The sequence below is a fragment of the Streptomyces sp. DH24 genome (genome assembly GCF_029813775.1).
Lineage (GTDB): Bacteria > Actinomycetota > Actinomycetes > Streptomycetales > Streptomycetaceae > Streptomyces.
On sequence record NZ_JARVKW010000055.1, the window covers coordinates 25,101 to 44,307 of the forward strand.

The 19,207-nt window shown below is 71.9% G+C and carries 17 protein-coding genes, 1 tRNA gene, 1 other RNA gene and 2 pseudogenes; 10 read left to right on the top strand and 11 right to left on the bottom strand.

Features of this window, described 5'->3' with window-relative positions; all coding sequences use genetic code 11:
- Positions 1–41: 41 nt before the first annotated feature.
- The 3 genes from tadA to QC282_RS29320 all read right to left on the bottom strand — a co-directional run bounded on the left by tadA (position 42) and on the right by QC282_RS29320 (position 1,908).
- Positions 42–473 carry a tRNA adenosine(34) deaminase TadA gene (tadA, locus tag QC282_RS29310; RefSeq protein ID WP_279552611.1) on the bottom strand — a complete coding sequence of 144 codons (432 nt, stop codon included), beginning with the start codon at positions 471–473 and terminating at the stop codon, positions 42–44.
- A gap of 59 nt (positions 474–532) precedes the next feature.
- Positions 533–1,072, bottom strand: a complete 540-nt coding sequence (locus tag QC282_RS29315) for a hypothetical protein (protein ID WP_279552623.1) — start codon at positions 1,070–1,072, stop codon at positions 533–535.
- A gap of 578 nt (positions 1,073–1,650) precedes the next feature.
- On the bottom strand, positions 1,651–1,908 hold the full coding sequence (locus QC282_RS29320) for a hypothetical protein (protein ID WP_279552626.1): 258 nt from the start codon (positions 1,906–1,908) through the stop codon (positions 1,651–1,653).
- A 96-nt stretch (positions 1,909–2,004) separates the two neighbouring features.
- Between QC282_RS29320 and upp the strand changes: the two genes are divergently transcribed.
- Positions 2,005–2,640 (top strand): uracil phosphoribosyltransferase, encoded by a 636-nt coding sequence (upp, locus tag QC282_RS29325; protein ID WP_279552612.1) that lies wholly within the window; start codon positions 2,005–2,007, stop codon positions 2,638–2,640.
- 247 nt (positions 2,641–2,887) lie between these two features.
- Here the strand turns inward: upp and QC282_RS29330 are convergent, their stop codons facing one another.
- Positions 2,888–3,514 (bottom strand): LytR C-terminal domain-containing protein, encoded by a 627-nt coding sequence (locus tag QC282_RS29330; protein ID WP_279552624.1) that lies wholly within the window; start codon positions 3,512–3,514, stop codon positions 2,888–2,890.
- A gap of 223 nt (positions 3,515–3,737) precedes the next feature.
- Complete coding sequence (locus QC282_RS29335; protein WP_004943146.1) at positions 3,738–4,034, bottom strand: type II toxin-antitoxin system VapB family antitoxin; 297 nt, start codon at positions 4,032–4,034, stop codon at positions 3,738–3,740.
- A gap of 104 nt (positions 4,035–4,138) precedes the next feature.
- On the opposite strand from QC282_RS29335, the pseudogene QC282_RS29340 reads away from it, so the two are divergent.
- Positions 4,139–4,692: pseudogene (locus QC282_RS29340) on the top strand (helicase HerA-like domain-containing protein); the annotation flags it as partial.
- 597 nt (positions 4,693–5,289) lie between these two features.
- Here QC282_RS29340 and QC282_RS29345 read toward each other — a convergent pair.
- Both QC282_RS29345 and QC282_RS29350 read right to left on the bottom strand, forming a co-directional pair.
- A complete protein-coding gene (locus tag QC282_RS29345) occupies positions 5,290–5,880 on the bottom strand; it encodes an HhH-GPD-type base excision DNA repair protein (RefSeq protein ID WP_279552613.1) in 591 nt (196 codons plus the stop codon).
- A 54-nt stretch (positions 5,881–5,934) separates the two neighbouring features.
- On the bottom strand, positions 5,935–6,657 hold the full coding sequence (locus QC282_RS29350) for a siderophore-interacting protein (RefSeq protein ID WP_279552614.1): 723 nt from the start codon (positions 6,655–6,657) through the stop codon (positions 5,935–5,937).
- Positions 6,658–6,736: 79 nt separating this feature from the next.
- On the opposite strand from QC282_RS29350, the gene QC282_RS29355 reads away from it, so the two are divergent.
- The 6 genes from QC282_RS29355 (at position 6,737) to QC282_RS29380 (ending at position 13,598) form a co-directional block, all read left to right on the top strand.
- Positions 6,737–8,986: a penicillin acylase family protein gene (locus QC282_RS29355; RefSeq protein WP_279552615.1), complete on the top strand. Its 2,250-nt coding sequence runs from the start codon at positions 6,737–6,739 to the stop codon at positions 8,984–8,986.
- Entirely contained in the window at positions 8,979–9,587 is a 609-nt protein-coding gene (locus tag QC282_RS29360) for a GNAT family N-acetyltransferase (RefSeq protein WP_279552616.1), read from the top strand. Before QC282_RS29355 ends, QC282_RS29360 begins: the two co-directional genes overlap by 8 nt.
- Positions 9,584–10,057: a cupin domain-containing protein gene (locus QC282_RS29365; protein ID WP_279552617.1), complete on the top strand. Its 474-nt coding sequence runs from the start codon at positions 9,584–9,586 to the stop codon at positions 10,055–10,057. The genes QC282_RS29360 and QC282_RS29365 overlap by 4 nt, the downstream gene beginning before the upstream one ends.
- Positions 10,054–10,827 (top strand): glucose 1-dehydrogenase, encoded by a 774-nt coding sequence (locus QC282_RS29370; protein WP_279552618.1) that lies wholly within the window; start codon positions 10,054–10,056, stop codon positions 10,825–10,827. The genes QC282_RS29365 and QC282_RS29370 overlap by 4 nt, the downstream gene beginning before the upstream one ends.
- A gap of 225 nt (positions 10,828–11,052) precedes the next feature.
- Entirely contained in the window at positions 11,053–13,002 is a 1,950-nt protein-coding gene (locus QC282_RS29375; protein WP_279552625.1) for a copper resistance protein CopC, read from the top strand.
- Between the two features lie 113 nt (positions 13,003–13,115).
- The gene (locus QC282_RS29380; protein ID WP_279552619.1) at positions 13,116–13,598 is read left to right on the top strand and encodes a hypothetical protein; all 483 of its coding nucleotides are present in this window, start codon (positions 13,116–13,118) and stop codon (positions 13,596–13,598) included.
- 60 nt (positions 13,599–13,658) lie between these two features.
- Here the strand turns inward: QC282_RS29380 and QC282_RS29385 are convergent.
- From QC282_RS29385 to QC282_RS29400, 4 genes and pseudogenes are all read right to left on the bottom strand, one after another.
- Positions 13,659–13,913: pseudogene (locus QC282_RS29385) on the bottom strand (ATP-binding protein); the annotation flags it as partial.
- 440 nt (positions 13,914–14,353) lie between these two features.
- Entirely contained in the window at positions 14,354–15,385 is a 1,032-nt protein-coding gene (locus QC282_RS29390) for a hypothetical protein (protein WP_279552620.1), read from the bottom strand.
- A gap of 910 nt (positions 15,386–16,295) precedes the next feature.
- The gene (locus QC282_RS29395; protein ID WP_279552621.1) at positions 16,296–16,469 is read right to left on the bottom strand and encodes a hypothetical protein; all 174 of its coding nucleotides are present in this window, start codon (positions 16,467–16,469) and stop codon (positions 16,296–16,298) included.
- A gap of 462 nt (positions 16,470–16,931) precedes the next feature.
- Positions 16,932–17,019 (bottom strand) — tRNA-Ser (locus tag QC282_RS29400).
- A gap of 72 nt (positions 17,020–17,091) precedes the next feature.
- Here QC282_RS29400 and ffs point away from each other — a divergent pair.
- Positions 17,092–17,190, top strand: an RNA gene (gene ffs, locus QC282_RS29405) — signal recognition particle sRNA small type.
- Between the two features lie 242 nt (positions 17,191–17,432).
- Positions 17,433–19,207: DNA polymerase III subunit gamma and tau (locus tag QC282_RS29410; RefSeq protein WP_279552622.1), on the top strand; the 1,775-nt coding region annotated here is incomplete at its 3' end.

Here is a 19,207-nt window from a genome sequence, read left to right on the forward strand (position 1 = left end):
TTTGAAATCAGATTCCCGCATTCCCCGGGCGCGCGGGTGGGTCAGCGGGCGCGGAAGAAATCGGTGAGGAGCCCGGCGCACTCCCCCGCGAGCACACCCTCGATCACCTCGGGGCGATGGTTGAGCCGCCGGTCCCGTACGACGTCCCACAGCGAGCCGGTGGCGCCCGCCTTCTCGTCGCGGGCGCCGTAGACGACGCGGTCCACGCGGGACTGCACCAGCGCGCCCGCGCACATCGTGCAGGGCTCCAGGGTGACGACCAGCGTGCAGCCGGCGAGCCGCCACTGCCCGACCTCGGCGGCGGCGCGCCGCAACGCGAGGACCTCGGCGTGCGCCGTCGGATCGCCGGTCGCCTCGCGTTCGTTGTGCCCGGCGGCGAGGACGGTCGTGCCGTCCTCGGCCAGCACGACGGCGCCGACGGGGACGTCACCGCCCCGGCCGGCCTGCCGGGCCTCCTCAAGGGCGAGCCGCATCGCGTCCCGCCAGCGGTCCCGGACCGGGTCCGGGAGTTCCGCCGTGGTGTCGTTCTCGGTCAGCGGACGGTCTCCAGTACCTCCGAGGCGCCCAGGGCCTCGGCGATCTCGCTGAGCGCGTCCTCGGTCATCGAGCGCAGCTCCTTCTCGGTGACACCCAGGTCCTCCAGCACCTGCGCGTCGCCGACCGGGCCGTGCGGCACGGACTCGGCGGAACCGGCGCCCGCGTCACCGCCGTCGGGCTCGTCGTCGTCCGGTTCACCGTCCTCCGTGCCGTCGAGGTCCAGGGCGTCCAGGTCGGGGGCCTCCTCACCGGGCTCCCGGCCGAGCAACTCGTCGGTGAGCAGGATCTCGCCGTAGCTGCTGCGGGCAGCGGCGGCGGCGTCCGAGACGTAGATCCGGGGGTCCTCCTCGCCGTCCACGCGGACGACGCCGAACCACCCGCCCTCCTGCTCGATCAGCACGAGCACCGTGTCCTCGTCGGGAGAGGCTTCCCGGGCCAGGTCGGCCAGATCCGACAGGGTTTCCACATCGTCGAGCTCTGTGTCGCTCGCTTCCCACCCGTCTTCGGTGCGCGCGAGCAGTGCGGCGAAGTACACCGTGACTCTCCCACTGGTCATAGGCGTGCCGGTTGGGGGTCCCCCCGGCGGAGGTTGCGGGCGGGAGTGCTCCTCCGAGCCCCACCCACTCGGAATCGTGGCAGAAACAAGGCGCCCAGGGGACGTCTTCGGCTCCCTGTGTCCGGCAGTTTTCCGCGCAGGTCACGATCGGGTCCGTCCTGCACTCGCCGGCACGCGGGTTGCCGCCACCTGCGGATCGTACGCGGCCGGTGCCCCGGTCATGTGCGACCACTCACCGGAACATCGACGCGGCACGTGATCTTCCCGCGCGTGTTCCTCGGCCGTTCGGGGCTCGTTCCGGACCCGTTCCGGACCCGTTCTGGCCGGTTCCCCGCCGGAGCGGGCCGACGGGCGGGTCACCCACGGGAAGGATGCGCGGGTCGGCGGGTCAACGCAGGCGGGCTCACCGACGGGCAGAGCTCACGGAGGGACAGAGCTCACGGACGGACAGACCCTCACGGACAGGCGGGGCTCACCGGCAGGTGGGGCTGACGGGCGGGCAGTACTCATGGTCGCCGTGACTCAGTGAGAGGCGGGAGTTGGCCGGAGGGCCGGGCCTACCAGCGGAACGTCCGCATGCGCATCGCGTGCCGGAGCCTGGCCGCTTTGGCGCGGCGGGGCTGCACGCGGTCGCGCAGTTCGCGGGCCTCGGCGAGCTCGCGCAGGAAACGGGCCCGGCGCTGCCGGCGCTCGGCGTCCGTCTCCGGGCCGGTCCGCGCGAACGGCGGCATCGGGGCGCCCGTCGGCGCGTCCCGCTCGGCTGTCGGCGGATCCTGATCGGCTCCGCGGTCAGGCAGGTCAGGCAGGTCAGGCATCGGCACACCACCCTCGTCCGTCCCTCTCACTTTCCCCCGGACGGGCGGTTTGACGCCAGCGCGTAGCAGACAGCGGGCGCGGTTACTGTTGTGGACATGCGTCTCCACGTCGTCGACCACCCCCTGGTCGCCCACAAGCTCACCACGCTGCGCGACCAGCGCACCGACTCCGCGACCTTCCGCCGGCTCGCCGACGAACTGGTCACCCTGCTGGCCTACGAGGCCACGCGGGACGTGCGCACCGAAGCGGTCGACATCAAGACCCCGGTCGCCACGACCACCGGCGTCAAGCTGTCCCACCCGCGCCCTCTGGTGGTGCCGATCCTGCGGGCCGGGCTCGGCATGCTGGACGGCATGGTCCGCCTGCTGCCGACCGCCGAGGTCGGCTTCCTCGGCATGATCCGCAACGAGGAGACGCTTGAGGCCTCCACGTACGCCACGCGCATGCCGGAGGACCTCTCGGGGCGTCAGGTGTACGTCCTGGACCCGATGCTGGCGACCGGCGGCACGCTGGTCGCGGCGATCCAGGAGCTCATCCGGCGCGGCGCCGACGACGTGACCGCCGTGGTGCTGCTGGCCGCGCCCGAGGGCGTCGAGGTCATGGAACGCGACCTGGCCGGCACGCCGGTGACGGTCGTGACGGCGTCCGTCGACGAGCGGCTGAACGAGCACGGCTACATCGTGCCGGGGCTCGGCGACGCGGGGGACCGGATGTACGGAGCGGCCGAGTAGACGGGCGGTCCGTTCGAGCGTACGTGACCTGTGGCGGGGCGGCTTCGGCGGCCCCGTCCTTCTTTCGCCGGCGTTCGGCCCGGCCATCTTCTACCGGCGGTCAGGCTCGGTCTTCTTCTTGCCGGCGGTTCGGCTCCGCCTTCTTCAACGGCGGGTGGGCTCGGCCTTCTTCATCGGCGGTTCGGCCCGGCCTTCTTTTCGCCGGCGGTTCGGCCCGGCTGTCGCGGCGTCGCTCCGGGCGTCCGGGTCAGCAGGTCTTCTTCGACGCCGTCGGTGTCGGCGCGGGTGCCGTCAGCTTCGTCAGGGCCTTCGCGGCGTCCGCCTTCGGCGTCAGCGTCTTGAAGGCGTCGCCGATGATCAGGTCCACCTCGGCGCCCTTGCGGGCCGCGTCGGTGCGGCGCTCGGCGGTGGTGAGCTGCGTGCCCAGCACCGGCAGCGACGTCTTCAGCGCCGTGGTCGGTCCCAGCAGGATGCCGGTCGCCTTGACCTTCTTGTCGTACTGCTTGGAGGCGTTGCCCACCTCGCCGATCCGGAAGCCGCGCTTCTTCAGTTCGTCCGCGGTCTTCTTGGCGAGGCCGGCGCGGGTCGTGGCGTTGAGGACGTTCACCGTGATCTGGCCGGGGGCGGGGAGGGCGACCGGGGTCATCGGGGCACTCGGGCTCGGTGAGGCGTTCGTCTTGGGCGAGCAGTCTTCGGGGGTGCCGGCCGCGGAGGCCTTGTCGCCGCCGGTGAAGACGTCGATGAGCTGCAGCGTCCCCCAGCCGATCAGGCCCAGGGCCGCGACACAGGCGACGGCGACGACCGCCAGCCTGCGGCCCCGGCGTCGGCGCATCCGTGGGTACTTGTCCCCCGTGATCCGGTACTGGCCGCCCATGCCAGGGGGAGTGAGCATGCTCATGGGCGCAGCGTAGTGCGATCGAGCGGCAATGCCTACTAGATGATCATTCGACGCCGCTCAGTCCAACCCGAAAGGGTGCAAGAGCCCGTGGAGGGCGTACGGGCGGCGGGTGGGGAGAGCGGGGAGTGCGCGTGCGGCGTGCGGGCGGTGTGCGGCGCCGCGGTGGGTGGGGGTGCGGGGTGCGGGCGGTGTGCGGGCCTCAGTCCAGCTCCAGGACGCGGGCGTGCAGGACCTGGCGCTGCTGGAGGGCCGCGCGGACCGCGCGGTGCAGGCCGTCCTCCAGGTACAGGTCGCCCTGCCACTTCACGACGTGCGCGAAGAGGTCGCCGTAGAAGGTGGAGTCCTCGGCCAGAAGGGTCTCCAGGTCGAGCTGCTGCTTGGTCGTCACGAGCTGATCGAGGCGGACCGGGCGCGGCGCGACGTCCGCCCACTGCCGGGTGCTTTCCCGGCCGTGGTCGGGGTACGGCCGGCCGTTTCCGATGCGCTTGAAGATCACACGGAAAGCCTACCGGTCAAGACGTTCCGGGCGCAGCCGTGGCGAGCGAGTGCGACGCTGAAAAAGCCGTCGCAAAGCGGGGTAAACCGGAACAGAGGTCCGATATGAGTGACAGCGAGACCGCGTCGCCGTCCGGAGCCGCCGAGGCGGGCGGGGACGGCCCCGCGCTCGCCCCCGCGCTCGACCCCTCGCTCCCTGCCGAGGCGCGGCGGATCGCCGCCGGGTACGGCTTCGGCGGGCCGCCCTGGAGCTCGGTGCCCTGCTGTGGGACGGGCGGTGTCTGCCCGACGCGCGGATCCGGGTGCCGTTGACGATGCTGAACCGGCACGGGCTGGTCGCGGGCGCCACCGGTACCGCCAAGACCAAGACGCTCCAGCTCGTCGCCGAACAGCTCTCCGAGCAGGGCGTGCCCGTGTTCCTCGCCGACGTCAAGGGCGACGCGTCGGGGATCTCGGCGCCGGGGCGGGCGAACGAGCGGGTCGCGGCGCGGGCCCGTGAGGTGGGCCGGCAGTGGACGGCCGCCGGGTGTCCCGCCGAGTTCTACGCGCTCGGGGGTCTCGGCCACGGCATTCCCGTCCGCGCCACCGTCACCAGCTTCGGGCCGTTGCTGCTGTCCAAGGTGCTGCGGCTGAACCAGACCCAGGAGCAGTCCCTCGGGGAGGCGGTAGCCGTGGGTGGCGGGCGGGGTGCCTGGGGTCGTCTGCGGGCCGGTGGGTGGGGGTGCCTGGGGTCGTCTGCGGGTCGGTGGATGGGGGTACCTGCGGCGGCCTGTGCGGGGTGGGTGGGTGGCGTGCGTTGCGCTGTCGGTGCGGTGGGTGGGTCGGGGCCGCGCCGGGGGGTGTCCGTCCTCGGAACGGCGCGGAATCGGTCACTTGAAAACGCCCTGGCGTTGACGCGCCAACCGCTGCGGGCGGACACCCCCCGACACGTCCCCTTCCCGCCGTACGCGACTGCGGCCCGGTGGCCCATCCCGTCCCGTCCATCCCGCGCGGGCGGCTGCGGTGGCGGCACGCCGCAAGCCGCGGGCATGCGTGCCGCCCGGGGCGGCACGGGTGGGCGCGGGCGGCAACCCGATAGCGCCGGGCCGCGCGACCCACCCCGCGGTCACCTCGACGCCGGGCAACCGGGCAACGCCGGTCACCGTCACGCCGCCGGCCCCGCGGCAGCACCGGTCACCGCGACGCCGGGTCGCAGGACAACGCCGGTCACCGTCACGCCGCCGGTCACCGCGACGCCGGTCCACCGTGGGCCCTGGCTACTTGCCGGAGGCCTTCGCCTTCGCCACCGCCTTCAGCTCCTGCTTGTGCGCCCGCACCTTCGCCAGCGACTCCGGCCCCGTGATGTCCGCGACGGAGCGATACGCCTTCGGCTCGCCGTACGCCCCCGCCGCCTCGCGCCAGCCGGACGGCCGTACGCCGAGCTGCTTGCCCAGCAGGGCCAGGAAGATCTGCGCCTTCTGCTTCCCGAACCCCGGCAGCGCCTCCAGCCGCTTCAGCAGCTCCGCCCCGCTGTCCACGCCCCGCCAGACGCCCTCGGCGTCACCGTCGTAGTGCTCCACGAGGTACTGGCACAGTTGCTGGATCCGCTTGGCCATCGAGCCCGGGTAGCGGTGCACGGCCGGTTTCTCCGACAGGAGCGCGGCGAAGGCCTCCGGGTCGTGCGCGGCGATGTCCTGTGCGTCCAGGTCGTCGGCGCCGAGCCGCTGAGCGATCGTCGCCGGCCCCTTGAACGCCCACTCCATCGGAACCTGCTGGTCCAGCAGCATGCCGACCAGCGCGGCGAGCGGACTGCGCCCGAGGAGTTCGTCGGCCTCAGGGTCCTGGGCGAGGTGAAGGGTGACGTCCATGCGTCGATCATCCCGCGCCCGACCCGGCGCCGCTCGCCGGTGGGCGCGTCCGGCTCAGGCCGCGCGCCAGTACCCCAGCGCGTGCACCCGCTGCTTCGGGAGCTTCAGTTCCCTGCGCACGTACGCGGCGAGGGCCCGCGTCGTCGCCGTGTCGCAGGCGATCCACACGTACGGGTCCGCGCTGCCCCGCAGCAGGTCCGGCAGGGCCGCCTTCACCTCGGCGACCAGGTGCGCCCCGGCCTCCCGGCGCGGTATCCGCCGTACGTCGTGCAGCTCCGGGTCGGCGCGCAGCGGCAGCCCGTCCGTGTCGCCCTCGAACCAGATCGTCGCCGGCGTGGAACCCAGCGCGTCCAGCAGGGAGTTGATCGCCGGCAGGGACGCCGGGTCGCCGACCGCGACGACGTGCGAGGGCTCGGGGTCCGGCCGTTCGAAGCCCGTGCCCTGGACGGTCGCCTCGACCGTGTCGCCCGGCCGCGCCGACCGTGCCCAGTCACTGGCGCGGCCCTCGTGGAGGGCGAACTCCAGGCTGAAGGTGCCCGCCGCCGCGTCCGGGTCGACCAGCGTGTACGCCCGCTGGTGCGGCCTGCCCGCGTTGTCGAACCACAGCCGTACCCACATCGTCGGGTGCACCCCGGTCGCCGCGAGCATGCCGCCGTCGGTGAAGTGCAGCCGCCGGTAGTGGTCGGTGACGTCCTCGGCGCCGGTCACGGTGAACGTGAAGTCCTTCGCACGCAGCAGCCTGAGGACCGCGCCCTCCCAGCCCCGCCCCTGCGCCATGCCCTCTTCACCTTTCGCGTACGATTCCGCCACGACTTGCTTAGGAAAGGCTAACCTAAAGAAATGCTGAGGGGTGCGGGTGGCCGCCGAGATTTACCGTGATTCCTGGGGAATCCCGCACGTGCGCGCGGGCAGTCCCCGCGAAGTGGCCCGCGCCCAGGGCCACGTCACCGCCCGAGACCGGGCCTGGCAACTGGAGGTGGAGCGGCACCGGGCGCAGGGCACCTCGGCGTCGTTCCTCGGACCGGAGGCGCTGCCCTGGGACCGGTTCGCGCGCCGCGCCCGGCTGGACGACACCGCCCGCCGCTGCTTCGCCGCCCTGGAACGTGACGACCCCGAGACGGCCGACTGGGTCCGCGCCTACGTCGACGGCGTCAACGAAGGCCTGGCCGCGGGCGCTTCCGAGGAGTTCACGCGCGTCGGGCTCGCCCCCGGCCGGTGGGAGCCCTGGACGCCGCTCGGCGTCTGGATCGGCACGCACATCCTGTTCGCCGGGTTTCCCGCCAAGCTGTGGCGCGAGCAGGTGACGCGGTCGCTCGGTCCGGACGCCGTCGGCCTGTTCGCCGCCGACGGGCCCGGCACCTCAGGCAGCAACGGCTGGCTCGTCGGCGGCGAACGGACCACGACGGGGCACGCGATCATCGCCGGCGACCCGCACCGCTTCATCGAGGACCCCGGCGTCTACCAGCAGATCCGCCTGTCCTGCCCGGAGTTCGACGTCGTCGGCCTCGCCGTCCCCGGCGTCCCCGGCATCGCCCACTTCGGCCACACCGGCACGGTCGCCTGGGCCATCACCAACGCCATGGCCGACTACCAGGACCTGTACCGGGAGCGGCTGCGGCGCACCGGCGCCGGCATCGAGGCCCTCGGCCCGGACGGCACCTGGCGGCGCGCCGCCCGGCACACCGAGACGATCGAGGTGGCGGGCGAGGACCCGGTCGAGGTCGAGATCGTGGAGACCGAACGAGGGCCTGTGATCATCGGCGGTCCGGAAGGCATCCAGGACGGCCTCCCGGAAGGCACCCAGGAGGGCGCCGCCGAAGGGTCCGCCGTCGAAGGGCCCTCCGCCGAGAGTCCCGGTGGGTCCGCCCACGACGGTCCCGGTGGGCCCTCCGCCGACGGTCCCGGTGAGGCCGCCGACGACGATCCCCGTGGGCCCGCCCATGACCTCGGCCCCTCCGCGCCCCCCGTCGCCGTCAGCCTCCGTTACCCGCCCCGCGTCACCGCCGACCTCGGCTTCGGCGCGCTGCTGCCGTTGCTGCGGGCCCGTCGCGTCGCCGACGTGGACCGGGCCGCCGACCGGTGGGCGGAGCCCGTCAACGTCGTCCAGGCCGCCGACACCGAGGGCGGCGTGCTGCACCGCGTGGCCGGCCGGGTGCCCGTGCGGCACGAGGCCAACCGCACCCGGCTCGTGCCCGCCTGGGAACCCGGGCACGAGTGGCGGGGCTGGCACGACATGCCGCGCGCCGGGCTGACCGACGGCGTCGCCGTGATGGCCAACCAGCGCGGCCCCGCCGCCCCGCTCGGCGTCGAGTTCGCCCCGCCGCACCGCGCCGACCGCATCGCCGCCCTGCTCGCGGAGCGGGACCGCTGGTCGGCCGCCGCCATGCCGGCGATCCACACGGACACGTACCTCGCCTCCGCCGCGCCCCTGCTCGACCACCTGGCGGACCTCGCCGCGACCGACCTGACCCCCGGGGCCGCCGCCCTGCGGGAGCGGCTGCTGCGCTGGGACCGCCGGATGGACGCGGACAGCGCCGGCGCCGCGGAGTTCGCCGCCGTGCGCGGAGCGGTCGTACGGCGACTGGCGGCGGAGCCGGCCTTCGCGGCGCTCACCTCCCCGCCCGCGTACCCGGAGGTCTTCCGGCCCTGGCTGGCCCTGCTCTTGAGGATCGGTTACGCACTCGAACACCTGCTGCGCGCCGAGGAGTTGTACGGCGTCGACCGCCCGCGGGCCGTACGTGCGGCTCTGGAGGAGGCGGCGGCTGCCGGGGCGCCCGGCACCTGGGGCGACACCCACCGGCTCGCCCCCTGGCGCGCGGTCGCGCCGCAGTCGCCGTACGACGAACCCGGACTGTCCGGCGACCACGACTGCGTCCTGTGCACCTCGGCCGTCCCCGGCCTCACCGACCTCGCCGCGCGCGGCCCGGCCGCCCGGTACGTGTGGGACCTGGCGCGCCGTGAGGACAGCCTGTGGGTGGTGCCGTTCGGCGCCTCGGGCGTGCCCGGCTCGCCCCACCACCGTGACCAGCTTCCCCTGTGGCTCAACGGGGATCTCGCCCCCGTCGTCACCGACTGGGACCTGCTTGAGAAGGAGACCGATGTCTGATCCGTACGCCTCCCGAACCGCCGTCCACGAGGAACACGTCGACGGATTCGGAACCGTCCGCGTCCTGCCGCTGGACTCCCGGGCCGACGCCGGGGTGCTGCACGGCTGGGTCAGCGAGGAACGCGCCTCCTTCTGGGGCATGAACGGCCTCACCGTCGGCCAAGTGGCCGAGATCTACGCCCACATGGACACCCTCGACACCCACCACGCGTTCCTGCTCGTGAAGGACGCCGAGCCCGTCGCGCTGCTCCAGACCTACGAGCCGGACGCGGACCGGGTCGGCGAGTGCTACGACGTCGAGCCCGGCGACATCGGCATCCACCTGCTCCTCGCACCCGCCGGCCCGGACGGCGCGCGGCCCGGCTGGACGTCGGCGCTCGCCTCCGTCGTCGTGTCGTACGCGCTGCTGACACTGGACCGGCGGCGGATCGTGGTCGACCCGGACGTCCGCAACGAGAAGGCGGTCGCCCGCTTCCTGCGGCAGGGCTTCACGGCCGGCCCGGCGGTCGTCCTGCCGGAGATCGACCTGCCCGACGTGTACCTGCCGGAGAAGGAGGCACAACTCGCCTTCCTCACCCGGGAGGTAGCCTTCGCCGGGTGACCCCCGACGACCTCGTCGCACACTACGGACTCGAACCGATCCCGCGCGAAGGCGGCCTCTTCCGGCGCACCTGGGCCGGACCGGAGCGGCCGGACGGCAGACCCGAGGGATCGGCGATCGTCGTCCTGCTGACGGCGGACGACCACTCGGCCCTGCACCGGCTGCCCACCGACGAGATCTGGCACTTCTACCTCGGCGACCCCCTGGAACTGCTCCTCCTCGCCCCCGACGGTTCCTCCCGCACGGTGGTGCTCGGCCCGGACCTGCGCGCCGGCCAGCACCTCCAGTTCACCGTCCCGGCCCGCACCTGGATGGGTGGCCGGGTCGCCGAGGGCGGCGCCTGGTCGTTCCTCGGCTGCACGATGGCGCCCGGCTTCGTCTACGAGGACTACGAACACGGCGTCCCGGCGGACCTCACGGCGCGTTATCCGTCCGAGGCCGACCGGATCGCGCGACTGTGCCGCCCATGAACACCACGGGACTGCTCGACGGACAGGTCGCCCTCGTCACGGGCGCGAGCGGCGGCATCGGCCGGGGCATCGCCCTGCGGTTCGCCGAGGAGAGCGCGGCCGTCGCCGTGCACTGCCGTACCCGGCCGACGGCGGCGGAGGACGTGGCCGACCGCATCCGGGAGTCGGGCGGCCGGGCCGTCGTGCTGCGCGCCGACCTCACCGACGAGGACGCCTGCCACCGCCTGGTCCACGAGGCCGCCCACTGGGGCGACGGCCGGCTGACCGCCCTGGTCAACAACGCGGGCGTCCAGCCCGTCCGGGACCTGCCCGGCATGACCGCGGACGAGTGGCGCACGGTCGTCGACACGAACCTCGCCGGCGTCTTCACCTGCACCCAGGCCGCCGCCGACGTCATGCGCGCCCAGGACGGCGGGGGGTCGGTCACCCACATCGCGTCCATCGAGGCCCACACCCCGGCCCCGGGCCACGCCCACTACAGCGCCGCGAAGGCCGCGGTCGTCATGCACGCCCGCGCGGCGGCCCTGGAATACGGCCCGCACGGCATCCGCGTCAACACGGTCTCCCCGGGCCTCATCCACCGGGAGGGCCTGGAAGAGGCGTGGCCGGAAGGGGTACGACGATGGCGCCGGGCGGCTCCGACGGGCCGCCTGGGCCGCCCGGAGGACGTCGCGGACGCGTGCGTGTTCCTCGCCTCCCGCCTGGCGTCCTGGGTGACGGGCCACGACCTGGTGGTGGACGGGGGAGTGTCGGCGCGACCGCACTGGTAGCGCCGGAGGGCAGGGGGAGGCGGGCCGCTGCGCGGCGACGCCGTGACGTTGGTGGCTGGTGGCTGGTGACAGGTGGGCCGTTGGCCGTTCGCCGTTGGTCGGTGTTCGGTGTTCGGCGGCTGGTGAGCAAGGCCGCCCTCGCATCCGTACCTCCTCGTGAGGCGGCGAGTGCGGGGACGGAGGCGAGACGTGAGGGGCGACCGTGCGCGGGCTCTGCGGAGCGTGCTGCTGCTGGGTGTCGCCCTCGTCCTGCTGCTGCTCGGCACCGCCGGGCCCGCCTCCGCGCACGCCGCCCTGCGCGCCACGGACCCCGAGGACGGGACCGTCCTGAAGCGGGCGCCGCGTCACCTCACCCTGACCTTCACCGAGTCCGTGGGCCTGCTGGACGACTCCTTCCGCGTCTACGGCCCCGACCGGCGCAGGGTCGACACGGGCGAGCCCGGTCACGCCGACGGCCGTTCGGACACGGCACGGGCGGCCCTGCCCGGCAGGCTCGGCACGGGCACGTACACCGTGGCCTGGCGGGTCGTCTCGGCGGACAGCCACCCGGTGTCCGGGGCGTTCACCTTCTCCGTCGGCGCCCCCTCGCCCACGCCCGCGGCGCCACCGGCCGCCACCGAGCATCCGCTGACGGCCGGCCTGCACGCCGCCGCCCGCTACCTCGCGTACCTGGCCGCCGCCCTGCTCATCGGCACGGCGGCGTTCGCGGCCCTGTGCCGCCCACCGGAACTCGCCCCGCTGCGCGCCCCGTCGCTGACCGGCTGGTGGACCCTCCTGGCGACGACCGTCGCCCTGCTCCTGCTGCGCGCCCCGTACGAGTCCGGAGCGGGCCCGGCCGCCGGCCTGGACCCGACGGCCCTCGGCCGCACCCTGACGAGCCGTCCCGGCCTGGCACTCCTGGCGAGGCTGGCCCTGCTCGCGCTGTGCGGCGTCCTGTACGTACGGCTGTCCCGGAGCCGCGACCGGGACAGCCGTACTCCGGCCGTCCTCGCGGCGGGCACGTCCCTGGCCGTGGCGCTGGCCCTGACGTGGGCGGCGGCCGAGCACGCCTCCGCCGGAATCCAGGTACCGGTGGCGATGACGTCGTCCGTGCTGCACCTGCTGGCCATGGCGACCTGGCTGGGCGGCCTGGCGGCGCTGCTGACGTCCCTGTACCGCTCGACGCTCCCGCTCCCGCCGGCCACGGTCACCCGCTTCTCCCGCCTCGCCCTCACCTCGGTGACGGTCCTGGCCGCCACCGGCACCTACCAGTCCTGGCGCGGCCTCGGCACGTGGTCGGCCCTCACGGACACGTCGTACGGCCGGCTCCTGATCGGCAAGGTGACGCTGGTGGCGCTGTTGTTGGCAGCGGCGGCGTTCTCACGACGCCGGTCGACGAGGCTTGCGGCGACGGGCGCGGGGGTCGCGACGAGTACGCCGGTGACGAGGAGCACGACGACGGCGACGACCGCCGGGGCGGCCGTACGGGAGCGGGTCCCGCAGACGACGGGCGGCCCGACACTGCCACCGGAGCCGGAGCCGGAGCCGGAGCCGGGGCCGGAGCCGTGGCCGGGGCCGGAGGTAAAACAGGATTCGCGGGCGAATGGGGATCCGGAGGTGAAGCGGGCCCTGGGGCAGGAGTCGGTGCGGGACCCGAGGGCTGAACAGCACCCCGAGGAGCGCGCCTCCGGGTCCCGGGACGACGCCCAACGCCGGGGACTGCGCCGCTCCGTCCTCACCGAAGCGGCCGTCGGAGCCCTCGTCCTGCTGCTGACCGCCGCGCTCACCGGCACCGTGCCAGGCAGGGCCGTGGCGGAGGCGGCGGAGGCGGCCCCGGTCGGTGGCCTGCCCACGGCGTCCGTCACGTCCGTCCCGTTCGACGTGGGCACGGCGGGCGGCGGGCGGGGCACCGTGCAGATCACGCTCGACCCCGGCCGGGTGGGCGAGAACCGGGTGGAGGCCGTGGTGCTGGCCCGCGACGGCGGCCCGGCCACCGTCCCCGAGGTCCGCCTCACCTTCACCCTCGCGGCCAGGGACGTCGGCCCCCTCGACGCCGGCCTCACCGACCGGGGCGGCTACTGGGGCACGAACACCCTCACTCTCCCCCTCCCCGGCGTCTGGACGATGAGGGCGACGATCCGGGTGTCGGACCTGGACCAGGTGACGGTGTCGCGGCGCATCCGCATCGAGGACTGAAGGGCGGCACGGAATCGGGGCACGGTGGACGCACCCCGGCGCCCTGGCGCCCCGGCGACAAGTGAACTGAAAGAGGCTCAGCCACGCGCCCGACGCCCACTACCTTGATCCACATGGCGAGTCAGATCATCACCCTGGTTGGCGTGCTGCTGGGCGCGGTCACGTCGTACTTCGCGACGACTCTTGCCGAGCGAGCCAAGTTCCGGCAGGCCATGGCGACACGGTGGGACGAGCGCAAACTCGACGCCTACGTGGACTACGTCTCCTGCGTCAAGGAAGCGGGCCGGGCCGCCGGACGGGTCCTCGACGCCCGTGAGCGGGGGGACGACCCGACCGGACCGCTCACGGAGATGGAGGCGGCGGAGACTCGACGCTCCGTGCTCTTCGAAGGCCTCGTCCTCCTGGCGGGAGACGCCGCCGCGGAGGCGGCGACGCGAGCGAACGAACGCCTCTGGGACTTGCTCAGGGCCGCCCGGAATCCGGCCGCCGTGCCTGCAACCGAACGTGACCGGATCGGCCCGGCATTCATCGACGCGCTGAACGACCTCCACAAGGAAGCACGGGCGGACCTGGGGATAGGCAGGGAGATCTCGTGATGGACGGTGCTGAACGGCAGCGAAGGCAACCAGAAGCACAACCAGGGGCTCAGTTCCTGATCACGCCCTGAGCCAAGCGCTGAGCAGGTCGTCGGGACCGTACACCGCCTGAAGGCCGGAACAACCGACTCCGCTGCGGGAGACCGCGACGAGCGGTACCGGCTCGTCGATGATCGCTGCCCGGTGCTTCTGCAGCGCGACCAGGTCGTGGCTGTCGAACGCGGAGTTCTCCAGCCACTTGACCGATCCGAGAAAGAGCAACTTCTTGGCCACCGGCTGCCGGTCGGCACCCACCAAGTCGATCTCGACATCGCTTACTTTTCCCCTTCGGGCATGAGGCTCTGACGTGCCGGGGCGCCGCCCGACGTTCCTTCGCGGGTGGCGGGAGGGCAGCGGCACCCCGGTGCGGCAGGCGCCTTCGGTACGCACCGCTTCTTTGGTGTCTCGGCCACGAGTGGCCGTAGCGCGCGGCGCGAAGTGAGGCGAGCACCGCTGTGGGTGGACTACCGCTGGCCAGGACCGTGGGTGCGAGCTGCCGCAGGGCGAGCTTGGACGGGGCCGCGGAGGGTGGTCGGTTCGGCCGGGAGTGCGTGGTGATGACGGCCACCAACCGCGTGCCGGGCGGCGGAGATTCCAACGGAGTGTGGAAGCAGACCGAAGCCGCTTCGGCGCCGAGTTCGAGGATGACGCCCCTGTCCGTGCCCGCTCGCGACGAATCGACAGCCGAAGATCTGCTATGCCGAAGAGCCGAGCTGTCAGATGACTGACACCTTGGCAGTGAAAGCATTCGTCGAATTTCTAGTTTTCGCTACATGAGAAGCGCCATTTTCTACATCATCTGGATGCACGATGGAGTCCTGGATGCCCAAGAGGTGCATAAGTGACTTGACCGACACCACCCGGCTGTTTCCAATCCAGAGCACCCTGAAGGGGAGTGATCCTTTCCTGGCCATCTTTGATGCTTGCGATTCTGAAATGCCAACAATGCTGGCTGCCTCGCTGAAGCCAATATATTGGGGCAGGAGATCAGAAATCCGATAGTAAAGATTCCTCCCGTCCACCCATGACCGGCCTGCCTGTGTTGGAGTAATGGCGGGAGAATCTACCTCACCGCGGCAACCGTTGCGGATTTTGTCATGAATGCTCTTGACGTGACCCATGACCCCCATTCGTTGCAACAGGGCTCCGGTGCGCTCCCCGCGAATTCTCTCATGGGCATCCGGATCCCGCACCGTGCTGGCGTCAATGATCGACGAGGCTCGCAGCGTGGAATCTTCCTCATGCGAGGCATCAGCAATCAAACACTCCGCACTTGGTGCACATGTTTCCGAGCTTCCTGCTTCCACCAGTTCACGAGCGGCAGTGAACGCGCGAGTCATCATGGTGTCCAGGAGGGCCTTGGAAGGGATGCCACCTGTCCTGGAAAACCCTGCCTCCAGGGCGCCCTCCACCATTGCAGATCTGATGTCCGAGACATCGTAATGCCATTTTCGTGCCAACTCTTTCGACCACCCTCCAAAGTATGGAGTCAGTAGATCTAGTAGGATCATCAGCCATTTTTCTCGCTCCGGGTGGTCACTCTCCCTTGCCAAAGTGCCCACCGACTCCCAGAGGCGCAGGCTTGCTACGGATTTGGATCGACCAAGTCGAATCTTTTCGCGCAAAGCTTGATATGTGGGATGGCTCTTCATTGCGCACGCTTGAACATCGCCGACGTGCGCGCAGATGGGTTCCCCGCCGCAGTCGCGCAGAACTCGTTCAGTGATGAGAGTGAATACGTCGCGCATGGTTTTCCTCTTGCTTGTGCCGTCGGATCGGGCCTACGGAAATCATGAGTCGCGGCAACTGTGCTTCGGGGATTTCTGCAGGGATTCAGCCCTAATCGAGTGAACTATGTTTGGCTGCACAGCGATATGCGGGCATGAGCAGCGGTCCTCGACAGGTGGTACTTGGCCTACGAAAGGTGAGGTCCTCGGCCAGGCGGACGCATGTCGAGCTCGGTTACGTCCAGGGGGAATGGTGTGCGGATTCGACCTGACCTGGATGCGAATGACGCGGCTGAAGCCTCGTGTTCCACCTCCGCCGGGGTGATGGATACCGTTCGCACGGAGGGCGGGAGGGATTCGAACAGGGGTGTGTCCTACGGGGCACGCGCAGCGCGCGCCGCCTCGGCCGGCAGATGGGCGACTCGTAGCGGTCACGGTCCTTGACCAACCAGGAGCAGCCGGACAGGGAGCGGATCGAGGCCGCTAACGCCTGGAGGACAAGGGGTACGTCTTCGCCTCCCCGACTGGCGGCCCCCTCAGCCCGGACGTCGACTTCCACGTCTGGAAGAAGCTGCTGATCTCGAAGAAGCTCCTGAAGGAGGCGGGCGTTCGAGATGGCCGTCTCCACGATGCTCACCACACCGCCGTGACCGTCCTCCTGATCCTCGGCGTCCCGGACGTCGTGGTCGACGCGATCATGGTTGGAGCCCGGGGGAGCGGCTGGCCCGTATGCGCGCCCGGTACACGCGCGTCACCGGGGCGCTGCTGCGGAAGGTCGCACAACAAGCCGGAGACGCGCTCTAGGAGCAGCCAGTGGGCCACTGAGACGGATGACGGGCGAGAGCCCCGACCCACCATGGGTCGGGGCTCTCTCGTCTGCTCAAGCGAGCATGGAGTGTCTACGTCAGCGCAGGGCGCACCGTCTCGGTGGTCAGCGCGTGACGGCCACGAGCACCGTCATCAGCGCCGCCATCATCATCACGCCACTCATCGCGGCCTGGATAGGCCCGGCCAGGGTGGGGAACATACGCACCGCCGCGCCGAGCGCCAAGGCGACGAGGAGCGTCACAACGACGAGCACCATGGCGAGCACGAGCATGTTCAAGGTCGTCGAGCGTCCTTCGCCAGGGCGTGCCGTCTGCACGCACGGGCGGAGCGACTGGGCTCCACCCCTTCCAGGGACTGCGGGGGGTTCCCGACAGCGCGCTGAGTGTGAGTGACGTGAGGGCAAGCGCCGCAACCCTCATCTGAGCTGCGATTTTGTCGACTCGACGTGGTGATCCGCTCGGCCTTACACCCTTGGGTGGTTAGGCGCGCAACTCTCTCACCGGTGTGCGCGGGCAAACTCGAAGGCGGCGCATCTGCGTGCTGGTCAGCCGTGGTCTAGCCGTTGTTGGTAACAGGTGGGTGCGTAAACCTGCTGAGTGGGAGAAGGCCGGTCGGCGCTGGGTGTGAGACTCGAGCACGGGTGTGCACGGTGCCGGCCCAGAGGCCAATTGGGACGGACAACGCCGAAGGGCCCCACCGCGAACGGTGGGGCCCTTCGACATCGTGCCCGGTGAGGCACTGGCGGAGGATACGAGATTCGAACTCGTGAGGGGTTGCCCCCAACACGCTTTCCAAGCGTGCGCCCTAGGCCTCTAGGCGAATCCTCCGCCAGGAACATTACATGACGGCGGGGAGTGCTCGCGAACTCGTTCCCTGCCTGTGGGATCGGGTAGGCTGTGCGCAGCCCCTCACGCGGCGCTATCTGACTGAACTCCCCCAGGGCCGGAAGGCAGCAAGGGTAGGTTGGCTCTGGCGGGTGCGTGGGGGGCGTTTGCGTTCGGACGGAGTCCGCTCGGTTCCCATCCCGGTACCGGTCCACGCTCCAGGTCGCGGTCCACGCTCCAGGTCGCGGTCCACGCTCCAGGTCTGGTCCGGTCCGCGGTCCCGGTCCGGAACCAGTTCCCGGCCCCCGGTCTCCCCTCCCTCGGAGGCCCCGCACCCTCGCTGCTCCCGCAGGCGTGACCTTCCCCGCGTTCCGCGGCGGGACTCGTTGTCGGTGGGCGCCTATAACCTCGTATGCGTGTCGTCTCTCGCGCTGTACCGCCGCTATCGCCCGGAGTCGTTCGCCGAGGTCATCGGGCAGGAGCATGTCACCGACCCGTTGCAGCAGGCGCTGCGGAACAACCGGGTCAATCACGCGTACCTGTTCAGCGGTCCGCGTGGCTGCGGCAAGACGACCAGCGCGCGGATCCTGGCCCGCTGTCTGAACTGCGAGCAGGGACCCACGCCGACCCCGTGCGGCGAGTGCCAGTCCTGCCGCGACCTCGCGCGCAACGGTCCCGGTTCCATCGACGTCATCGAGATCGACGCCGCCTCGCACGGTGGTGTGGACGACGCCCGTGACCTGCGCGAAAAGGCCTTCTTCGGGCCGGCCGGCAGCCGGTACAAGATCTACATCATCGACGAGGCCCACATGGTCACGTCGGCCGGTTTCAACGCCCTGCTGAAGGTCGTCGAGGAGCCCCCGGAGCACCTCAAGTTCATCTTTGCGACCACCGAGCCCGAGAAGGTCATCGGGACGATCCGGTCGCGTACGCACCACTACCCCTTCCGCCTCGTGCCGCCCGGCACCCTGCGGGAGTACCTGGGCGAGGTGTGCGCGAAGGAGGAGATCCCGGTCGAGGACGGTGTCCTCCCGCTCGTCGTGCGGGCCGGCGGCGGTTCCGTGCGTGACTCCATGTCCGTCATGGACCAGCTGCTCGCCGGCGCCGGGGCGGACGGTGTGACATACGCCATGGCCACCTCCCTGCTCGGCTACACCGACGGGTCCCTGCTCGACTCCGTGGTCGAGGCCTTCGCCACCGGCGACGGCGCCGCCGCCTTCGAGGTCGTGGACCGCGTCATCGAAGGCGGCAACGACCCCCGGCGCTTCGTCGCCGACCTGCTCGAACGCCTCCGCGACCTCGTGATTCTGGCCGCCGTTCCGGACGCCGCCGAGAAAGGGCTCATCGACGCCCCCGCCGACGTCATCGAGCGGATGCAGGCCCAGGCGAGCACCTTCGGCGCCGCCGAGCTGAGCCGCGCCGCCGACCTCGTCAACGAAGGCCTCACCGAGATGCGGGGCGCCCATTCCCCCCGCCTCCAGCTCGAACTCATCTGCGCCCGTGTCCTGCTGCCCGCCGCCTACGGCGACGAGCGGTCCGTCATGGCCCGCCTCGACCGGATCGAGCGCGGCGTCTCCTTCTCCGCGGGAGCGGGCGCGCCCGCCATGGGGTACGTGCCCGGCCCCGACGCCCACGCGGCAGCCGCTACGCCACCCGCGTCCGTACCGTCACCGCCCGCGTCCGTACCGCCCGGGGGTGGCCCCGCGGCGGCCCGTGCCGCGGTGCGCGCCGCGGGCGGCGGCCCCGGAGCCCCGGCCGGCGGACCCGGAACCCCGGGTGCCGCGGCTGGAGTGGCTGCCGGTGGTCCGGCGGCAGGTGCGCCCAGTGGGGCCAGTGCACCCAGGGGGGCCGGTCTGCCTGGTGGGGCCGGGGGACCCAGCACCTCCGATGCATCGTCCGGTGTCGCCGGTACTTCCGGCCCTTCTCCCTCCGGCCCCTCGGCCACCCCCAGTACCACCAGCACCCCCAGTACTCCCAGCGCCCCGGGCACGCAGAGCCCGATGGCCGCCCCCGCCCCCACCTCAACCCCGGCGCCCACCCCGCAGCCTTCCGCCCCTCAGCCCACCCAGCCCCCGGCCGCCCCCGCCCCCGCTCCCGGCGCCTGGCCCACCCCCCCCACCCCCGGCGGCGGACGCAGGCCCGGGGGCTGGCCCACCGCTGCTCCCGCGGGCGGTGGACAACCCCCCGCCGC

Excerpts from the sequence above, each read along its gene's own strand:
- QC282_RS29390 (WP_279552620.1), bottom strand. The coding sequence starts at position 15,385 with ATGCGCGACGTATTCACTCTCATCACTGAACGAGTTCTGCGCGACTGC.
- QC282_RS29370 (WP_279552618.1), top strand. The coding sequence starts at position 10,054 with ATGAACACCACGGGACTGCTCGACGGACAGGTCGCCCTCGTCACGGGC.
- QC282_RS29380 (WP_279552619.1), top strand. The coding sequence starts at position 13,116 with ATGGCGAGTCAGATCATCACCCTGGTTGGCGTGCTGCTGGGCGCGGTC.
- QC282_RS29320 (WP_279552626.1), bottom strand. The coding sequence starts at position 1,908 with ATGCCTGACCTGCCTGACCTGCCTGACCGCGGAGCCGATCAGGATCCG.
- QC282_RS29350 (WP_279552614.1), bottom strand. The coding sequence starts at position 6,657 with ATGGCGCAGGGGCGGGGCTGGGAGGGCGCGGTCCTCAGGCTGCTGCGT.
- upp (WP_279552612.1), top strand. The coding sequence starts at position 2,005 with ATGCGTCTCCACGTCGTCGACCACCCCCTGGTCGCCCACAAGCTCACC.
- QC282_RS29345 (WP_279552613.1), bottom strand. The coding sequence starts at position 5,880 with ATGGACGTCACCCTTCACCTCGCCCAGGACCCTGAGGCCGACGAACTC.
- QC282_RS29330 (WP_279552624.1), bottom strand. The coding sequence starts at position 3,514 with ATGGGCGGCCAGTACCGGATCACGGGGGACAAGTACCCACGGATGCGC.
- QC282_RS29360 (WP_279552616.1), top strand. The coding sequence starts at position 8,979 with ATGTCTGATCCGTACGCCTCCCGAACCGCCGTCCACGAGGAACACGTC.
- tadA (WP_279552611.1), bottom strand. The coding sequence starts at position 473 with ATGCGGCTCGCCCTTGAGGAGGCCCGGCAGGCCGGCCGGGGCGGTGAC.